This is a genomic window from Allobosea sp. (genome assembly GCF_030695125.1).
Lineage (GTDB): Bacteria > Pseudomonadota > Alphaproteobacteria > Rhizobiales > Beijerinckiaceae > Allobosea.
This window is the reverse complement of the sequence record NZ_JAUYTP010000068.1, coordinates 152502-168441: the sequence shown is the minus strand read 5'-3', so window position 1 is coordinate 168441 and position 15940 is coordinate 152502. Positions and strand designations below refer to the sequence as shown.

At 67.8% G+C, this 15940-nt stretch carries 20 protein-coding genes; 11 read left to right on the top strand and 9 right to left on the bottom strand.

All coding sequences use genetic code 11. The features are described from left to right. Positions 1 to 7: 7 nt before the first annotated feature. Genes Q8S38_RS20505 through Q8S38_RS20495 form a run of 3 tightly spaced genes read left to right on the top strand, consistent with a single transcriptional unit; the run spans position 8 to position 1896 of the window. The gene (locus Q8S38_RS20505; RefSeq protein WP_305682192.1) at positions 8 to 871 is read left to right on the top strand and encodes an AraC family transcriptional regulator; all 864 of its coding nucleotides are present in this window, start codon (positions 8 to 10) and stop codon (positions 869 to 871) included. Between the two features lie 12 nt (positions 872 to 883). Next, the gene (locus Q8S38_RS20500) at positions 884 to 1600 is read left to right on the top strand and encodes an AzlC family ABC transporter permease (RefSeq protein ID WP_305682191.1); all 717 of its coding nucleotides are present in this window, start codon (positions 884 to 886) and stop codon (positions 1598 to 1600) included. Further along, positions 1597 to 1896, top strand: coding sequence for an AzlD family protein (locus tag Q8S38_RS20495; protein ID WP_305682190.1), 300 nt, complete (start codon positions 1597 to 1599; stop codon positions 1894 to 1896). Before Q8S38_RS20500 ends, Q8S38_RS20495 begins: the two co-directional genes overlap by 4 nt. Before the next feature lies 1 nt (position 1897). Here Q8S38_RS20495 and Q8S38_RS20490 read toward each other — a convergent pair whose 3' ends face one another. Both Q8S38_RS20490 and Q8S38_RS20485 read right to left on the bottom strand, forming a co-directional pair. Next, positions 1898 to 2575: a hypothetical protein gene (locus Q8S38_RS20490; protein ID WP_305682189.1), complete on the bottom strand. Its 678-nt coding sequence runs from the start codon at positions 2573 to 2575 to the stop codon at positions 1898 to 1900. A gap of 68 nt (positions 2576 to 2643) precedes the next feature. After that, positions 2644 to 4485, bottom strand: a complete 1842-nt coding sequence (locus Q8S38_RS20485; RefSeq protein WP_305682188.1) for an aminopeptidase P family protein — start codon at positions 4483 to 4485, stop codon at positions 2644 to 2646. Between the two features lie 302 nt (positions 4486 to 4787). On the opposite strand from Q8S38_RS20485, the gene Q8S38_RS20480 reads away from it, so the two are divergent. Continuing rightward, the gene (locus Q8S38_RS20480; protein WP_305682187.1) at positions 4788 to 5030 is read left to right on the top strand and encodes a hypothetical protein; all 243 of its coding nucleotides are present in this window, start codon (positions 4788 to 4790) and stop codon (positions 5028 to 5030) included. 78 nt (positions 5031 to 5108) lie between these two features. Next, positions 5109 to 5237, top strand: a complete 129-nt coding sequence (locus tag Q8S38_RS20475) for a hypothetical protein (RefSeq protein ID WP_305682186.1) — start codon at positions 5109 to 5111, stop codon at positions 5235 to 5237. A 172-nt stretch (positions 5238 to 5409) separates the two neighbouring features. On the opposite strand, the gene Q8S38_RS20470 is transcribed toward Q8S38_RS20475, so the two are convergent. Further along, complete coding sequence (locus tag Q8S38_RS20470; RefSeq protein WP_305682185.1) at positions 5410 to 6357, bottom strand: 50S ribosomal protein L11 methyltransferase; 948 nt, start codon at positions 6355 to 6357, stop codon at positions 5410 to 5412. A 157-nt stretch (positions 6358 to 6514) separates the two neighbouring features. After that, entirely contained in the window at positions 6515 to 7258 is a 744-nt protein-coding gene (locus Q8S38_RS20465; protein WP_305682184.1) for an SDR family oxidoreductase, read from the bottom strand. A 109-nt stretch (positions 7259 to 7367) separates the two neighbouring features. On the opposite strand from Q8S38_RS20465, the gene Q8S38_RS20460 reads away from it, so the two are divergent. Beyond that, positions 7368 to 7781 carry a winged helix-turn-helix transcriptional regulator gene (locus tag Q8S38_RS20460; RefSeq protein WP_371125936.1) on the top strand — a complete coding sequence of 138 codons (414 nt, stop codon included), beginning with the start codon at positions 7368 to 7370 and terminating at the stop codon, positions 7779 to 7781. A 142-nt stretch (positions 7782 to 7923) separates the two neighbouring features. Here Q8S38_RS20460 and Q8S38_RS20455 read toward each other — a convergent pair whose 3' ends face one another. Continuing rightward, positions 7924 to 8094 (bottom strand): hypothetical protein, encoded by a 171-nt coding sequence (locus tag Q8S38_RS20455; protein ID WP_305682183.1) that lies wholly within the window; start codon positions 8092 to 8094, stop codon positions 7924 to 7926. 68 nt (positions 8095 to 8162) lie between these two features. Here Q8S38_RS20455 and Q8S38_RS20450 point away from each other — a divergent pair, with 68 nt between their 5' ends. After that, positions 8163 to 8546: a type II toxin-antitoxin system RelE/ParE family toxin gene (locus tag Q8S38_RS20450; protein ID WP_305682182.1), complete on the top strand. Its 384-nt coding sequence runs from the start codon at positions 8163 to 8165 to the stop codon at positions 8544 to 8546. Beyond that, positions 8543 to 8869: a helix-turn-helix domain-containing protein gene (locus Q8S38_RS20445; RefSeq protein ID WP_305682181.1), complete on the top strand. Its 327-nt coding sequence runs from the start codon at positions 8543 to 8545 to the stop codon at positions 8867 to 8869. The genes Q8S38_RS20450 and Q8S38_RS20445 overlap by 4 nt, the downstream gene beginning before the upstream one ends. Before the next feature lie 18 nt (positions 8870 to 8887). Here the strand turns inward: Q8S38_RS20445 and Q8S38_RS20440 are convergent, their stop codons facing one another. Next, the gene (locus Q8S38_RS20440) at positions 8888 to 11254 is read right to left on the bottom strand and encodes an ATP-dependent helicase (RefSeq protein ID WP_305682180.1); all 2367 of its coding nucleotides are present in this window, start codon (positions 11252 to 11254) and stop codon (positions 8888 to 8890) included. Positions 11255 to 11411: 157 nt separating this feature from the next. Between Q8S38_RS20440 and Q8S38_RS20435 the strand changes: the two genes are divergently transcribed. Then, positions 11412 to 11762 carry a hypothetical protein gene (locus Q8S38_RS20435; protein ID WP_305682179.1) on the top strand — a complete coding sequence of 117 codons (351 nt, stop codon included), beginning with the start codon at positions 11412 to 11414 and terminating at the stop codon, positions 11760 to 11762. A gap of 21 nt (positions 11763 to 11783) precedes the next feature. On the opposite strand, the gene msrA is transcribed toward Q8S38_RS20435, so the two are convergent. From msrA to Q8S38_RS20420, 3 genes are all read right to left on the bottom strand, one after another. Beyond that, positions 11784 to 12419, bottom strand: a complete 636-nt coding sequence (gene msrA, locus Q8S38_RS20430) for a peptide-methionine (S)-S-oxide reductase MsrA (protein ID WP_305682178.1) — start codon at positions 12417 to 12419, stop codon at positions 11784 to 11786. A 1-nt stretch (position 12420) separates the two neighbouring features. Then, entirely contained in the window at positions 12421 to 12861 is a 441-nt protein-coding gene (gene msrB, locus Q8S38_RS20425; protein ID WP_371125928.1) for a peptide-methionine (R)-S-oxide reductase MsrB, read from the bottom strand. Between the two features lie 123 nt (positions 12862 to 12984). Then, positions 12985 to 14061, bottom strand: a complete 1077-nt coding sequence (locus tag Q8S38_RS20420; protein WP_305682177.1) for a tartrate dehydrogenase — start codon at positions 14059 to 14061, stop codon at positions 12985 to 12987. Positions 14062 to 14177: 116 nt separating this feature from the next. On the opposite strand from Q8S38_RS20420, the gene Q8S38_RS20415 reads away from it, so the two are divergent. Together Q8S38_RS20415 and Q8S38_RS20410 are read left to right on the top strand one after the other, a co-directional pair. Next, positions 14178 to 14882, top strand: a complete 705-nt coding sequence (locus tag Q8S38_RS20415; RefSeq protein ID WP_305682176.1) for a GntR family transcriptional regulator — start codon at positions 14178 to 14180, stop codon at positions 14880 to 14882. Positions 14883 to 14946: 64 nt separating this feature from the next. After that, positions 14947 to 15915 (top strand): tripartite tricarboxylate transporter substrate-binding protein, encoded by a 969-nt coding sequence (locus tag Q8S38_RS20410; RefSeq protein ID WP_305682175.1) that lies wholly within the window; start codon positions 14947 to 14949, stop codon positions 15913 to 15915. Positions 15916 to 15940 lie beyond the last annotated feature (25 nt).

The following is a 15940-nucleotide window of genomic DNA, read 5'->3' as shown; positions in this document are numbered from 1 at the left end:
TCGCGCGATGGATCTGATCACGCAGGAACAGGCGCTGGCCGAGACGCCGCTGAAGGCGGGAGAGCGGGCGCATCTCTTCGCCGCGCGCCGCTTCGACGGGCTGGAGTTCCTGGCGGCGACCTTCCGCACGCATGCCTATGCCCCCCATGCCCATGACACCTATGCGATCGGGACGATCCTGACCGGCTGCGAGGTCTGGCATGCGCGCGGTCGGAAGCTCTATGCCGGCCCCGGCGATCTCGTGATGAATCAGCCGCTCGACGTCCATGATGGCGCGCCGAGCGAGGGCGGCTATCGCTACCGGATGAGCTATCCCGGGCTCGACCTGATGCAGGAGCTTGCGGCTTCGCTGACCGGGCGCGGGAGCCCCGGTACGCCCTTCTTCCGCGCACCCGTCGTGCATGATCCGGACGGAGCTGCGCTCTTCGCCGCGGCCCACCGGCTGCTGGAAGAGGGCGCGGATGCGCTGGCGGGCGAGGAGGCGCTGCTGCGGGCCTATGCCGCTATGCTCGTGCGCCATGCCGATCTCGGCCCGCGCCTCATCGGGCGCGAACCCGGACCGGTTGATCGCGCGCGGGCGCTGATCGAAGCCCGCCATGATGAGGATCTGTCGCTCGCCGCGATCGGCGCTGCGGTCGGCCTGCCGCGGCATCACCTGATCCGCGCCTTCCGGGCTGAGACCGGGCTGACGCCGCATGCCTTCCTCGTCGATGTGCGGGTGCGACGCGCGCGTGACCGCCTGCGTCGCGGGGAGGCGCCGGTTGCGGTGGCCGCCGCCACCGGCTTCAGCGACCAGGCGCATCTGACGCGCGCCTTCAAGGCCAGGCTCGGCGTGACGCCGGGCGCCTTCCGCGCCGCCCATCTCTCCTGAAGGCCCATCACGATGTCCACCTTGCGCGACGATGCCCGTCGGGGCCTCAGCGACATCTGGCCCGCCATGCTGGCGGCCGTGCCGATCGGGCTGCTGCTCGGTGCTCTGGCGGCCGGCAAGGGTCTGTCTCCGCTGGAGACGATGGCGATGAGCGTCCTGGTCTTCGCCGGTGGGGCGCAATTCGCGGCCGTCGAACTCTGGGCGACGCCGGCGCCGATCGGTGCGCTGGTGTTCTCGACGCTGCTGATCAATGCCCGCCATGTGCTGATGAGCGCCTCGCTGGTCCCGAAGCTCGCGGGCTTCTCGCGCGGGCAGACGGCGCTCGGGCTCTATTTCATGGCCGACGAGAACTGGGCGCTGGCCGAGAAGCGGGCGCGCACCCACGCTCTGACGCCGGCCTACTGGTTCGGGATGGTGGTGCCCTTCGTCGCCTGCTGGGTCGCGACCTCGACGCTCGGTGCCGTGGTTGGCGCCGCGCTGGGTGATCCGCGCCGCTTCGGGGCCGATTTCGCCTTCACCGCGCTGTTCATCGCGCTGGTGGCCGCCTTCTGGAAGGGGCGGGTGACGTTCTGGACGGTCGCGGCGGCGGGGCTGGCCTCGGCGCTGACCTACCGGCTCATTGGCCCGCCCTGGCACGTGCTGGCGGGTTCGCTCTGCGGGCTCGCCGCCGCCTGGTTCGCGGCCGGATCCGTCGGGGATGCCGAGCCGGCGCCGGAGATGCGCCCATGACGCTCGATCCGCACAATCTGCTCGCCATCCTCGGCATGGCGCTCGCGACCTATGCGACGCGCCTCGCCGGGCTCGCGCTCGCCGGACGGCTCCAGCTGTCGCCACGCGCCCAGGCCGCTTTCGACGCGATCCCGCCGGCCGTGCTCGTCGCCGTCATCGCGCCGAGCGCGCTCGCCACCGGCTGGCCGGAGACGGCGGCTGCGCTACTCGCCGCGCTCGCCGCGACGCGCCTGCCGCTGCTGGGCGTGGTGGCGGTCGGCGTCGCGGCGGTGGTGGCGTTGCGGGCGCTCGCGTGACTCAGTCGCGGATGATCGGGTTGACCGCGATCACCATGCCCTGTCCACTCACGGCGAGGTTGTAGCTGCGCGACAGGGCGGCCTTGAGCTGCGGCTCTGCGACGGCGATCTTGGCCTTGATGTCGGCGGAGGCGCCGCTGTCCGTCTTCTGCCGGAGCACGATGTCGCCGGTCTTGAGCGAGAGGACCTGGTAGCGCGCCCAGTTCTCGCGCGAGATGTTCCGGCGCCAGTGGCTGCAATCGCGCTTGAAGGCCCGGTCTGCGAAGAGCGTCTCGGCCTCCTGATAGCTGATGCTGCGATCGACGACATTGGTCAGCTTGTACTCGAAATGATCGCTGAAATTGCCACTGAGGCCAAGATTGACGAAGATGTTCTTGATACCGCTCACCGCGCCGCTGGCCTCAAGCTTGAAGCTCAGATCGACGTCCGACTGTCTGGCATCGACCGGCAGCACGGCATATCGCGCCAGATCGACTTCGTAGAGACGCTCAAGGTTGACGGGGCGGGACCGGTCCTCGGTCGCCTTCTCGCGGGCGAAATAGAGCGAGCCGACATTGATGCCGGCGCGCGCCGGCCGAAGCTCGCGGCCCCCGGTGGGCTGACTGAGATCGATCGGCGGCGAGGTCGCGCAACCGGCTGCCAGAAGTCCGCATGCGATCGATAGGAAATGCCTGGTCATGGTCGCCCCCGCTCGAGATTGGCAGGGACGATAATGCTACCATAGGTTGTGTCAATATCGATATTCGCTTATAGCGGCGTGCATGCCCTCCTCAACCACGCCTTCGCCTCGCCCTCGACCAGCCCCGCGAGCTGGCTCCAGACTTGCGCGTGATAGGCGTCGATCCCGGCGATCTCGCCGGCGTCCAGCAAGGCGCGGTCGATCAGCGCGCGCTCATAGGGGCACCAGGTGATGGTCTCGAAGCCGTAGATGGTCCGGTCGCCGCCCGGGATGGCCCGCTCCTCGACCACGATCAGGTTTTCGATGCGGATGCCGTAATAGCCTTCCTTGTAGTAGCCGGGCTCGTTGGAGAGAATCATGCCGGGCTCCAGCGGCGTGGTGCCGAGCTTGGAAATCCGCTGCGGCCCCTCATGCACCGAGAGATAGCTGCCGACGCCATGGCCGGTGCCGTGGTCGAAATCGAACCCCGCCTGCCAGAGCGGCAGCCGCGCCAGCGCATCGAGCTGCGCGCCCGAGGTGCCCTTGACGAAGAGCGCCCGCGAAATCGCGATATGGCCCTTGAGTACGCGGGTGTAGCGGTCCCGCATTTCGGCGCTGGGCTCGCCGATCGCCATGGTGCGGGTGATATCGGTGGTACCGTCCTCGTATTGCCCGCCGGAATCGACCAGCAGGATGCCGGGTTCGATGCGGCGGTTGCTCGCTTCCGTGACGCGATAATGCGGCAGGGCCGCATTGGGGCCGGCGCCGGCGATGGTGGTGAAGGAGACGTCCTTGAGCAGGCCGGTCTTCAGCCGCTCGGCTTCGAGCGCCGCGACCGCGTCGATCTCGGTCAGTCCGCCCTTGGGTGCCTCGCGCGCGATCCAGGACAGGAAGCGCACCATCGCGGCGCCGTCGCGCAGGTGGGCGGCGCGGGTGCCGGCGAGTTCGGCTTCGTTCTTGCGCGCCTTCATCAGGGCGATCGGGTCCGTGCCCGCATCGGGCGTGCCGCCCGAATCGCGGATCAGGGTCGCGAGCGCGGAAGCGGCCGTCGTCGCGTCCAGCCTGACCTTGGCCCCCGCCGCGCCCAGCGCCGCGAGCTGCGTCGCCAGAGCGGCCGGCGCGGCAATCTCGCCGACCGCGCCGATTGCGTCTCCGGCTTCGTTGGTGATCTTCTCAGGCGCCAGGAAGACCGTGGGGCGGCCCTCGCGCGGGACGATGGCATAGCCCAGCGGCAGGGGCGTGTGCTCGACATCGCCGCCGCGGATGTTGAAGGTCCAGGCCAGCGCATGCGGGTCCGAGACGACGAGCGCATCGACCTTCGCCTTGGTCAGCGCGTCCTGAATGCGGGCGAGCTTGCTGGCGGCGTCCTCTCCCGCGAAGTCGCCGCGATGGGCCTTCACGGGCGCGGCGGGGGGCGCCGGCCTGTCGCGCCAGATCGCATCGACCGGGTTCTGCGACAGCGCGACGAGCGAGCCGCCGGCCGCGGCTGCCGCCTTCTCCAGCTTCGCGACGCCGTCGACCGTGTGTAGCCAGGGATCGTAGCCGAGCCGCCCGCCGGCCGGCAGGTTCTGCTCGATCCAGCGATCAAGCGGCGTCTCTTCCATCCGCGTCGGCGTGACGATGTTCGTGTCGGTCTGCTCCTGGGACTGGATGGTGTAGCGGCCATCGACGATCAGTGCCGCTCTGTCGGCGAGGATGATCGCGTTGCCGGCCGAGCCGGTGAAGCCGGTCAGCCAGGCGAGGCGGGCCATATGGGCGGGGACGTATTCGCCCTGGTGCTCGTCGGCGCGTGGCACGATGAAGCCGGCGAGCCCCTGCCTTGCGAGTTCGCGCCGCAGCGCCGCGATGCGCGGCGCGACCTGGGCGGGATCGGTCGGCTCGGAGAAGGTCTGGAAACGGCAGGCGGGGAGGGCGGCAGGCGATTCGGGCATCGGGCGGGTCCGGTTGAGCTTTGCGCCATCGTCGCGGCTGCCGGCGGCGATGGCGAGTCGAAATGCCGGGCCGCGGCCCATCAGGACCCATGAGACAGCCGCCGCAAAAGCAGGCTTCTGCCGCATCGTTATGCGAATTCGTCAATCGTTAATGAAAACCTGCGGTACGCATGCGTCAGACGCATATCTCGCATCTGCGAAGTCCCCTTTTCGCAAGTGCGAAGACGTACCACTTTGGTCGCATAAGAGAACGAGGAAGCGACCGGGACTGTCCTTCGTTTCGATTGAGGAGATGGATCCCTATGACCTATGTGCTGAACGACACCTCCGTCCTGCCTGCGACCGACGTCAAGCAGACTGCCGCCGCTTCGGCAGGCCCCGGCTTCTGGCAGCGCCTTTACGCTGCGATGATCGAGAGCCGCCGCCGCTCGGCGCTGCGCGAACTGCGCGCCTACAGCTACCGCATCAACGAATCCGGCATCCTGCTCGGCGGCATTCCCGCCACCACGCTGTCGAGCGACGAGACGCTGCCCTTCAACCGGTGAGCGCCGTGCTGTCCGGCGCATGACGCGCCGGAGCCTCCCATTCCGCGCCGGCCTCCGGCGCTTTCAAGGACCAAGACCATGATCGCCATCATCAAGCATGTTTACGAGACCATCATTGACGCCGCGAAGTTCACCTCCGCCGTCTGGCACGACGCCCGCGCGATGCAGGCGGAGGCGGAAGCCAAGTACGGCCATATCGGCTTCTGAGCGGGACGGGCGCTCCTTCTACTAGGCCGGGCGCCTGACCCACCGCGCTGCGCTTCCGGTGCTCACGGACTTCATGTCCGCTCCGCTCCGGTTCTCGCGCGGCGCGCCATTCGCCGCGTCCTAGCGAAGGATCACTCCGTCCCTCGCGGCGGCGCCTGAACGACTTTCAGGATTATCGAAGGTGGCGTGGCCTTGGGGCTGCGCCGCCTTTTTTCATGACCAGCGTCGCCCAGCCTTCGCGCAGCGACTGGCGGGCGAGATAGAGCCCCTGGTGCCGGTAGGTCGAGACGACACCGGCGACGTCCATCGCCAGCAGGCCCGAGAGGATGACCGTGCCGTCATCCGACAGCACCCGCGCGATCGACGGGGCGAGGCGTTTCAGCGGCCCAGCGAGGATGTTGGCGAAGACGAGGTCGAAATGGCCCGGACGGTTCGCCCTGGCGTGGCGCAGGCCCGGCGCGACATAGAGATCGAGCGCGTGCGGTGCGTGGTTGACGCGGGCGTTGTGGGCGGCGACCTCGACCGCGATGGCGTCGATGTCGCCGGCGACGACTTTGCGCTTGATCTGCTTGGCGAGCGCCAGCGCAAGAATGCCGGTGCCGGTGCCGACATCGATGGCGTTTCGCGGGCGACGGCGCTTCAGTTCGGCATCGAGCGCGAGCAGGCAGCCGGCGGTCGTGCCGTGATGGCCCGTGCCGAAGGCGAGCGCGGCGGGAATCTCGATGCCGACATCGTTGATGCGCACCGCGTCGCGGTCATGCGCGCCATGGACGAGGACACGGCCGGCGCGGACGGGCTTCAGCCCGTCGAGGCTGGCGGCGACCCAGTCCTGCTGGTTGACCGTCTCGAAGGGCGTGGTGTCAATGACGTCGCCAACGATGGGGCGCAGCATGTCGCGCACGGCCTCCTCGTCGGGATGAACCGCGAAATAGATCTCGACCTTCCAGGGCGCATTCAGCGAGAGCGTGGTGACGCCGGTTTCGATCTCGAAGGCCGAGATCGCGGTTTCGGTGGGGTCGAAAACCTCGCCCAGCAGCTCGGTCAGCGCGCGCGCCTTCTCGCCCGAGGTGGAGAGTTCGAGGACGGTCGCGACCGTCGATGGCAGAAGACCTTCACGCATGATCGGGGGATTAGCAGGCGCGCGGGCCGTTGTCATGGCCCGCCATGTCGGCCCCCGCGTCATGGTCGGGCTTGACCCGACCATCTCGGAAACCAGTGCTGTCTGGTTTGGAAGATTCTCGGTTCAGGCTCGAGAATGACGCGGGGGTCCTTGCCGATCAGTGCCGGCTGTTCACCATCGCGAAAACGCCGGCGAAGTTGCCGTTTTCTTCTGCGAAGCGCAGCGGCTTGCAGCGCTCGACGATGACCTCCCCGGAGGCGGGGGCGTCTTCGAGGATCGCCATCACCCCGTCGGTGAACGCGGCGAGCGGCATCGCGTCGGGGTCGGTCAACTGGTGCGCGCCGAGGAGTTCGGTCTGCACGTAAGGTGGCGCGATCTCGACGACCTCGACCGAGGTGTCCTTAAGCTGATGGCGCAGCGCCATCGACCAGGAATGGATCGCCGCCTTGGTGGCGGAGTAGGTCGGGGTCGCAGCCAGGGGCACGAAGGCAAGGCCTGACGAGACGGTGACGACCGAGGCGCGCGGCCGGGCGAGCAGATGCGGCAGCAGCGCCGCCGTCAGCCGGATCGGCCCGAGCAAATTGGTCGCGATCGTCTCCTCGGCGATGGTCAGATCGACATGCGTCTCCGGTTTCATGATGCCGGCATTGTGGATGACGACGTCGAGCGCCGGAAAGCGCGTGACGGCCTCACGGGCAAAAGCTGCGATGTCCGCCTTGTCCTGAATGTCGAGCAGCATCGACGCGATGCCGGGATTGGCCTGCGTGACTTCGTCGAGCACGCGCTCGCGGCGGCCGGCGATGATGACGCTGTTGCCCTTGGCATGCAGCGCTTCGGCCAGGGCGCGGCCGATGCCGCTGCCGCCGCCGGTGATGAGGATGGTGTTGCCGGTGATGTTCATCGCAAGGCCCTTTCTCGGTTGCGTCCGACACAGCTAGGGCCGATGCTCTCCATTCGAAAGAAGGCACCCGAAAGTGCCATAGGCACCCAAAGGAGAGCGTCGCATGCAGATGATCCGCGAGGCCGTGGAGGCGATGCGCGAACAGGGCCGGCTGGTCCATCCCGCGGTCGCGCCGGAGGTCGAGGCGCTGGTGCGGGACGTGATCGGCCAGGTCGCTGACAAATGGACCATGCTGATCCTGGAGGCGCTGGAGGAACACGGCACGCTGCGCTTCCGCCAGATCGGGCGGACCGTCGGCGGCATCAGCCAGAAGATGCTGACCAAGACGCTGCGGCAGATGGAATGCGACGGGCTGATCACCCGCAAGGTCCATCCGGTGATCCCGCCGCATGTCGATTACACGATGACCGAGATCGGCCGCGAGCTGACGGCGGCGTTCTGCGGGGTCTGGGTCTGGGCGGAGACCTATCACGCGCAGGTCGAGGCGGCGCGCCGGGCGTTCAAGGCGCGGGAGGGGCGGTGAAGCTGCTCAGACAACCGCGCCGTCATCCTGGGCTTCGCGCAGCGAAGTCCCGGGATCTATCATAGGATGGGACATCGCTCGATGATGGATCCCGGATCGGCGCCGCTTTCGCGGCTTGTCCGGGATGACGGGGCGGCTTGACCTACCGCGCGTTAAGGCCCTCGCAGCGCAGTTGGTCACGGCCCGCCTCATAGCGGCGGCGGTTGCCATAGCGCATATTTTTGTGATCGGGGCAGCAGCCATTCGCCTTGTGCGGCTTGCAGAGCAGGCAGCCGGCGCGGGCTGATTTCGGGCGTTTGCGCTTGTGGTGCATCAGCAGCTCCCCGCTTTATTTGTGTGGTCCCTGGTGCTATGGTGCCGTGGTCGAGGCTGGATCGCGGCATGGCAGCCGTTTACGCATTTAAGCCGTTTGCCCGCTATGCACGCAAGGCGGGTATCAGCGACTCGCTGTTGTGTCGTGCGGCCAGGGACATTGCGGCTGGGCGGATCGACGCCGACCTCGGCGGCGGCGTTATCAAGCAGCGGGTGGCGCGGGAGGGCGAAGGCCGGTCAGGAGGGTTTCGGACGATCGTGCTGTTTCGCTCGGGCACAGATCTGTTCTTCATCCGGGGCTTTGCGAAGAACGAGAGAGACAACATCACGGCCGTGGAACTGGCACTGTTCAAGAAAGCCAGTGCGGTGACACTGCGTTTATCGCAGACCGATATCGCGGTGGCGATCGCCGCCGGGGAGATCATCGCGATCGATTGCGAGGGTGTATCATGACGCTCAGACGGCCCAAGGCGGCGACACGGACGCTCGCGATCCTCCATGAGACGATGAGCGGTTTGCACAAGGCCGGGGTGCTAGACCGCGAAACGATGCGGGAGTTCGACGCGGGCTGCCTCGCGCCGGTCGAAAAACTCGAGCCCGACGCCATCAAGGCCCTGCGGGAGCGCGAGCGCATCTCTCAGCCTGTCTTCGCCCATTACCTGAACGTCAGCAAAGGCACGGTCAGCAAATGGGAACGCGGCGAGAAAACGCCGGACGGGGCCTCACTGAAGCTGCTGAACCTGGTGATGCGGAAGGGGCTGGAGGGGATTATGTGAGGGAACCGCCCGAGCAGCTCACCCCGCCTTCTGCACAAATGAGTCCAGCACCATCTTCCGCCCGGCCTTGTCGAAATCCACCGTCAGCTTGTTGCCGTCGACGCTGGCGACCGAGCCGGGTCCGAATTTGACGTGGAAGACGCGGGCGCCTTCGTCATAGGCGGAGGAGCCTGAGGATTTGGCGGTGAGTTCGCCTTCGATCAGGAGGGGGCCGCGCTGGCGGTTGTTGCCGAAGCCGCTCTGGCCGAAATTGGCGCCGTTCTCCGAAAAACCGCCGCCCTTGGCCTTGTTCTCCTGGGCGCGCTGCCAGCCCGGCGTGTTGTAGGAGGAGCCGAAGCTCTCCATCCGGTCGAAGCGCGAGGCGCCATAGCCGCCCTGCGAATAGTTGGATGCCGCCTGGACGACCTCGACATGCTCCTCGGGCAGTTCGTCGATGAAGCGCGAGGGCAGGCTCGACTGCCAGAGCCCGTGGATGCGGCGGTTGGAGGCGAAATAGAGCTTCAGCCGCTTGCGGGCGCGCGTCAGCCCGACATGGGCGAGGCGGCGCTCCTCCTCCAGACCGGCGCGGCCGCTCTCGTCGAGCGCACGCTGGTTGGGAAACAGGCCTTCCTCCCAGCCGGGCAGGAAGACCGTGTCGAACTCCAGCCCCTTGGCGCCATGCAGCGTCATGATCGAGACGCGCTCGGTCACGTCGCCATTGTCGGTGTCCATCACCAGCGAGACATGCTCGAGGAAGGACGGCAGGTCGGGGAACTCGTCGAGGGAGCGCACCAGCTCCTTCAGGTTTTCGAGCCGGCCGGCGGCGTCGGCCGAGCGGTCCTTCTGCCACATCTCGGTGTAGCCGCTCTCCTCCAGCACGAGTTCGGCGAGCTCGCCCTGCGGCATGTGCTCGGCCCGCTTCGACCAGCGGCCGAAGGCCTCGACCAGTTCGCGCAGGCTCGTGCGCGCCTTGGGCTTGAGCTCGTCGCTCTCGACGATGGCGCGGGCTGATTGCAGCAGCGAAAGCTGCGTCGCACGCGCGTGGTTGTGCAGGATCTGGATGGTGGCGTCGCCCAGGCCGCGCTTGGGCTGGTTTACGATGCGCTCGAAGGCGAGATCGTCGGTGGGCGAGACGACGCAGCGCAGATAGGCCATGGCGTCGCGGATCTCGGCCCGCTCGTAGAAGCGCGGGCCGCCGATGACGCGATAGGGCACGCCGGTCTGGACGAAGCGCTCCTCCAGCTCGCGCATCTGGGCGGAGATGCGCACCAGCACGGCGATCTCGGCGAGGTTGTCGCCCTTCGACTGCATCGCCTCGATCTCGTCGGTGATCAGCCGCGCCTCTTCCTGGCTGTCCCAGGCGCCGGTGACGGTGACCTTCTCGCCGAGTTCGTCCTCGGTGCGCAGCGTCTTGCCCAGCCGCGTCTCGTTGCGGGCGATCAGTTTTGACGCGGTGGCGAGGATATGGCCGGTCGAGCGGTAGTTGCGCTCCAGCCGGATCACCGTGGCGCCGGGAAAATCGTGCTCGAAGCGCAGGATGTTGTCGACCTCGGCGCCGCGCCAGCCATAGATCGACTGGTCGTCATCGCCGACGCAGGCGATGTTGCGCCGCCCCTGAGCCAGCAGGCGCAGCCAGAGATACTGGGCGGTGTTGGTGTCCTGATACTCGTCGACGAGGATGTAGCGGAAGCGCTCGTGATAGGTGGCGAGCACGTCGGGATGGTCGCGGAAGAGCGTCAGGCAGTGCAGCAGGAGATCGCCGAAATCCACCGCGTTCAGGCTCTTCAACCGGTCCTGATAGGCGGCGTAGAGCTTGCCGCCCTTGCCGTTGGCGAAGACGGCGGCCTCGCCTGGCGCGACATCCTTGGGGGCGAGGCCCCGGTTCTTCCAGGAATCGATGAAGCCCGCCAGCATCCGACCGGGCCAGCGCTTCTCGTCGATGCCCTCGGCCGCGATCACCTGCTTCATCAGGCGGATCTGGTCGTCGGTGTCGAGGATGGTGAAATCGCTGCGCAGATCGAGCAGTTCGGCGTGGCGGCGCAGGATCTTGGCGGAGATCGAATGGAAGGTGCCCAGCCACGGCATGCCCTCGGCGACCGCGCCGACGAGATGACCGATGCGCTCCTTCATCTCGCGCGCGGCCTTGTTGGTGAAGGTCACCGAGAGGATCTGCGAGGGAAAGGCGCGGTTCGTCGCGATCAGATGGGCGATGCGGGTGGTGAGCACGCGGGTCTTGCCGGTGCCGGCGCCGGCCAGCACGAGCACGGGCCCGTCGGTGGCCTCGACCGCCTGGCGCTGCTCCGGGTTCAGCCCGGCGAGATAGCCGGCCGCGGGCGCGGCCTGAGCGCGCGCAGCGAGGCCGCCGGGGCGGGGCAGGGGGGCGGAGGTGATGCTGTGGTCTGACAAGATCGGCGCTGCTCGTGCGTGATTCGTTCACGGTCAATATAGGGTGTCGAGAGGCGATTGCGCGGGCTCTGCGGCATTTTGCGGGTTCGCGGCCACAGGATTGTCGGCAGGCTGCGGCTGTCGCATGGTCAGGCCTCCCGATCTAAGAGGCCTCGCGATGAATCCGATCTCCTGCGCCGCTGTCCTCATGCTCGTCGCTGTGCCGCATCTGGCCTTGGCGCAGGCGCGGTCCGCTTCCGACCCGCTGGACGATTGCGAACGCTTCGCGGTCACGGAATCGAAGAAGGATGGCGGCAGCCTGAAGACGATCAGGATCGAGCGTGGCGACAGCCTGATCGAGAACCGCTTCGACAAGAAGATCGGCGGCCAGCACGTCGCGACCGAATACATCGCCTTCGCCGCCGTCGAGGATGCCGGAGGCATGCGCCGCGCGCGGGTGGTCTGCCTGCATGCGGGCACGCCGGCCAACCGGGCGGTCTATTTTGTCGAGATGCCGACCGAGCGCTGAGCCCCGCCCTGATCTGCGCCGTCAGGACTGCCCGCCGCCGGCCTCCGCACCCCAGAGTTCCCTGAGACGGCTGTCGCGGCCGCAGCCGCCGCGGTAGATCTTGTAGCGGATCGGGTTGTTCAGATAATAATCCTGATGATAGTCCTCGGCCGAATAGAAGGTCGTCTGCGCGACGATCTCGGTCGTGATCCTGGATTTGAACCGGCCCGACGTCTCGAGTTCGGCCTTCGAGGCCTCGGCCTGCGCCTTTTCCTGCTCCGAGCCGTAATAGATGCCCGCGCGATACTGGCTGCCCCTGTCGCAAAACTGGGCATTGGCGGTCAGCGGATCGTGGTTGCGCCAGAAGACCTGCAGCAGCTTGCCGTAGGAGACCTTCGCCGGATCGTAGACGATCTTCACCGCCTCGGTGTGCCCGGTCTTGCCGGCCGAGACCTCCTTGTAGGTCGGGTCGATGGTGTGGCCGCTGGTGTAGCCGGAGGTCGTGGAGATCACGCCGGGCAGTGCGTCGAAGGGCGGCTCCATGCACCAGAAGCAGCCGCCGGCGAAAATCGCCGTGGCGGTCGCGGGACCGGCGGGCTGCTGGGCGAGGCCGGGCGATGACAGGCCGAGCCCTGCCGCAACGGCGAGCCCGGCGAGGAGGGTGCGGCGCGTTTCCATCTCAGACCTGCGAGCCGTCGGCGGGCTCGAAATCCATCGCGACGCCGTTGATGCAGTAGCGCAGACCGGTCGGCGGCGGGCCGTCCGGGAAGACATGGCCGAGATGGCCGCCGCAATTGGCGCAGTGGACCTCGGTGCGGAGCATGCCGAACTTGCGGTCCTCGGTGGTGCCGACGGCGCCTTCGAGCGGTTCGTTGAAGCTCGGCCAGCCGGTGCCGCTCTCGAACTTCGTGCCGTTGCGAAACAGCGCCTGGCCGCAGCCGACGCAGGAGAAGGTGCCGGCGCGCTTCTCGAAATTCAGGGCGCAGGAGCCGGGGCGCTCGGTGCCATGGCCGCGCAGCACGTTGTACTGCTCCGGCGTCAGCTTCGCGCGCCACTCGGCGTCGCTGAGCTCGTAGGGGTAGTGCTCCTTGGGCGCCTGGCTGCCGCCGAACATGCTCATCAGTCCCATTCCCGCTCTCCCTTTCGCGCGTTCCGAGGCTATTCGTTCGCGCAGGATATGGGGAGCGGGCGGCCGGTTGTCAGCAGCGCCTGGCGCGCGGCAGGGTCACGATGCCGTTGACGCTCAAGCGTTGTCGCCGGCAATCGCGGCGATGACGGCGTCCGTCACCGCCCGCGTCGTCGCCTTGCCGCCGAGATCGGGCGTGTGGAAGGCCGGATCGGCCGTCACCCGCTCGATCGCCCGCATCAGTCGGGCCGAAGCCGCAGGCTCGCCGAGATGGTCGAGCATCATCGTCGCCGTCCAGAAGGTGCCGATCGGGTTGGCGATCCCCTGGCCCGCGATGTCGAAGGCCGAGCCATGGATCGGCTCGAACATCGAGGGGAAGGCGCGCTCGGGGTTGAGATTGGCGGTCGGCGCGATGCCGAGCGAGCCGGCGAGCGCGGCGGCAAGATCCGACAGGATGTCGGCATGGAGATTGGTCGCGACGATGGTGTCGAGGCTGCCGGGCTTGATCACCATGCGCATGGTCATGGCGTCGACCAGCATCTTGTCCCAGGTCACGTCGGGAAACTCGGCTGCGACTTCGGCGGCGATCTCATCCCACATCACCATGGCGTGGCGCTGGGCGTTCGACTTGGTGACGACGGTGAGCAGCTTGCGCGGCCGCGCCTGCGCCAGCCTGAAGGCGTAGCGCATGATGCGGGCGACGCCGGTGCGCGTCATCATCGAGACGTCGGTGGCGACCTCCTCGGGGAAGCCCTTGTGCACGCGCCCGCCGACGCCGGCATATTCGCCTTCCGAGTTCTCGCGCACGATCACCCAGTCGAGCTCCGGGCCGGAGACGTGGCGCAGTGGCGAGGTGATGCCTGGCAGAACCCGCGTCGGGCGGACATTGGCGTATTGGTCGAAGGGCTGGCAGATCGCCAGCCGCAGACCCCAAAGCGTGATGTGATCGGGAACACCGGGCGCGCCGACGGCGCCAAAGAAGATCGCGTCGTGGCTCTTGATCTGGTCGCGCCCGTCTTCCGGCATCATCAGGCCGGTGCGCTTGTAGTAGTCCGAGCCCCAGTCGAAATGGTCGAACGCGAAGCCGAAGGAGCCGTCGCGCTTGGCCAGGGCCTCAAGTACCTCGATGCCGGCCGCGATGACCTCGACGCCGATGCCGTCGCCCGGGATGGCTGCGATGCGGTGGGTCTTCATGGCGCCTGTCTCCTCGAACCTGTCCTTGACGCGTCTTTGCGAGCGAAGCCGCTGCAAGTCAAGAATGCATTGCAGCTTCCATGGAAGCTGATAGCTTCAGGCGGGGAGGGTGCGAGATGGTGCTGCGCGGCAAGGCGATGGAGCCGGTGGGGGAACGGGGTGAGAGCCTCGTCGATGCCGCCTATGGCGCTCTCAAGCACGCGATCCGCGAGAGCGTCTTCGCGCCCGGCTACCAGGCTTCAGCCGGTGAACTGGCGCTGCGGCTGGGTGTCAGCCGGACGCCGGTCCATGAGGCGGCGCTGCGGCTGCAGGAGGAGGGGCTCGTCCGCATCCTCCCCAAGCGCGGCATCCTGATCTGCGCGCTCGCCCCCCATGACATCGCCGAGATCTACGAGGTGCTGATCGCGATCGAGGCCGGCGCGGCCGAGCTTTCGGCGCGGCTGCCGGACGCGGCGCGCCTCGCGCTGGCGGACGATCTCGACCGGGCCACCAGCGAGATGGGGCAGGCTCTCGCCGCCGGCGACCTGGCCGCCTGGGGGCATGCCGACGAGGCGTTCCACAGGCTGCTCGTCGAGGGCTGCGGCAATGGCCGCTTCGCGCGGATCATCCAGACGGTCAACGACCAGTCGCACCGCGCCCGCATGCTGACCCTGAGGCTGCGGCCGCGCCTGCCAGCCTCCGAGGCGGAGCATCGCGACACCAGCGAAGCGATCCGGCGCGGCCTGCCGGGTCTGGCCCGCGAGGCGGCGCGCCGGCACCGCATCCGCGCGCGCGGCGAATTGCTGCCGTTGATCGAGAGCGTGGGCCTTCGGCACATGTGAGCCGTCGGCCCGTTCCAACCATCCCAGACCGCGGTCAACGCGGCATCAACTCACGGAGGAAACTATGCGTCGCCTGATCCTGGCCCTCGGGGCCGCTTTCGCCATGGCCGCGGTACCCGCGGCCGCGCAAACCTATCCCGCACGGTCGATCACGATGATCGTGCCCTTCGCCGCGGGCGGGCCGACCGACGTGATCGCCCGCATCGTCTCCGACCATATGAGCCGCACGCTCGGCCAGTCGATCGTGGTCGAGAACGTCGCGGGCGCCGGCGGCACGACCGGGTCGCTGCGCGTCGCCCGCGCCACGCCCGACGGCTACACCGTGATGATGGGCAATCTCGGCACGCATTCGGCTTCGGTGGGGCTCTATCCCAACCTCGCCTATGATCCGCGCACCGATTTCGCCCCGGTGATCAACACGGCGGGAACGCCGATGCTGATTTCAGCGCATAAGGACTTCCCGGCGAAAACCTTCCAGGAGTTCGTCGCCCTGCTGAAGGCCAACCCGTCGAAGTACAATTACGGCCATGGCGGCATCGGCTCGACCTCGCATCTGACCTGCGTATTCTTCCACCATCTGATCAAGGCGCCGGTGCAGCAGGTGCCGTTCCGCGGTTCGGGCCCGGCGATGAATGCGCTGCTCGCCAAGCAGCTCGACTATGTCTGCGACCAGACCGTGGGCATCGTGCCGCAGCTGACCCAGCTGAAGACCTATGTCGTCGCGACGCCCAGCCGCCTCGACGTCGCCAAGGACGTGCCGACGAGCACCGAAGGCGGTCTGCCCGAGTTCCAGGCCGTGGGCTGGAACGCGATCTTCGCGCCCAAGGACACGCCGAAGGAGATCGTCGACCGCCTCAACGCGGCCGGCCGCGCCGCGCTGGCCGATGCCGGCGTGCGGACGCGGCTGCTGGAACTCGGCTGCATCATTCCCGATGACGCCGGCCAGAGCGCCGCGGCGCTCGCTGCGCATGTGCGCGCCGAGGTCGACAAATGGACGCCGGTGATCAAGGCGGCCGGCGTGACCGCGCAGTAACGGCGGCGGCTGCGGGCCGTCACCC

Excerpts from the sequence above, each read along its gene's own strand:
- Q8S38_RS20505 (WP_305682192.1), top strand. The coding sequence starts at position 8 with ATGGATCTGATCACGCAGGAACAGGCGCTGGCCGAGACGCCGCTGAAG.
- Q8S38_RS20500 (WP_305682191.1), top strand. The coding sequence starts at position 884 with ATGTCCACCTTGCGCGACGATGCCCGTCGGGGCCTCAGCGACATCTGG.
- Q8S38_RS20495 (WP_305682190.1), top strand. The coding sequence starts at position 1,597 with ATGACGCTCGATCCGCACAATCTGCTCGCCATCCTCGGCATGGCGCTC.
- Q8S38_RS20490 (WP_305682189.1), bottom strand. The coding sequence starts at position 2,575 with ATGACCAGGCATTTCCTATCGATCGCATGCGGACTTCTGGCAGCCGGT.
- Q8S38_RS20485 (WP_305682188.1), bottom strand. The coding sequence starts at position 4,485 with ATGCCCGAATCGCCTGCCGCCCTCCCCGCCTGCCGTTTCCAGACCTTC.
- Q8S38_RS20480 (WP_305682187.1), top strand. The coding sequence starts at position 4,788 with ATGACCTATGTGCTGAACGACACCTCCGTCCTGCCTGCGACCGACGTC.
- Q8S38_RS20475 (WP_305682186.1), top strand. The coding sequence starts at position 5,109 with ATGATCGCCATCATCAAGCATGTTTACGAGACCATCATTGACGCCGCG.
- Q8S38_RS20470 (WP_305682185.1), bottom strand. The coding sequence starts at position 6,357 with ATGCGTGAAGGTCTTCTGCCATCGACGGTCGCGACCGTCCTCGAACTC.
- Q8S38_RS20465 (WP_305682184.1), bottom strand. The coding sequence starts at position 7,258 with ATGAACATCACCGGCAACACCATCCTCATCACCGGCGGCGGCAGCGGC.
- Q8S38_RS20460 (WP_371125936.1), top strand. The coding sequence starts at position 7,368 with ATGATCCGCGAGGCCGTGGAGGCGATGCGCGAACAGGGCCGGCTGGTC.
- Q8S38_RS20455 (WP_305682183.1), bottom strand. The coding sequence starts at position 8,094 with ATGCACCACAAGCGCAAACGCCCGAAATCAGCCCGCGCCGGCTGCCTG.
- Q8S38_RS20450 (WP_305682182.1), top strand. The coding sequence starts at position 8,163 with ATGGCAGCCGTTTACGCATTTAAGCCGTTTGCCCGCTATGCACGCAAG.
- Q8S38_RS20445 (WP_305682181.1), top strand. The coding sequence starts at position 8,543 with ATGACGCTCAGACGGCCCAAGGCGGCGACACGGACGCTCGCGATCCTC.
- Q8S38_RS20435 (WP_305682179.1), top strand. The coding sequence starts at position 11,412 with ATGAATCCGATCTCCTGCGCCGCTGTCCTCATGCTCGTCGCTGTGCCG.
- msrA (WP_305682178.1), bottom strand. The coding sequence starts at position 12,419 with ATGGAAACGCGCCGCACCCTCCTCGCCGGGCTCGCCGTTGCGGCAGGG.
- msrB (WP_371125928.1), bottom strand. The coding sequence starts at position 12,861 with ATGAGCATGTTCGGCGGCAGCCAGGCGCCCAAGGAGCACTACCCCTAC.
- Q8S38_RS20420 (WP_305682177.1), bottom strand. The coding sequence starts at position 14,061 with ATGAAGACCCACCGCATCGCAGCCATCCCGGGCGACGGCATCGGCGTC.
- Q8S38_RS20415 (WP_305682176.1), top strand. The coding sequence starts at position 14,178 with ATGGTGCTGCGCGGCAAGGCGATGGAGCCGGTGGGGGAACGGGGTGAG.
- Q8S38_RS20410 (WP_305682175.1), top strand. The coding sequence starts at position 14,947 with ATGCGTCGCCTGATCCTGGCCCTCGGGGCCGCTTTCGCCATGGCCGCG.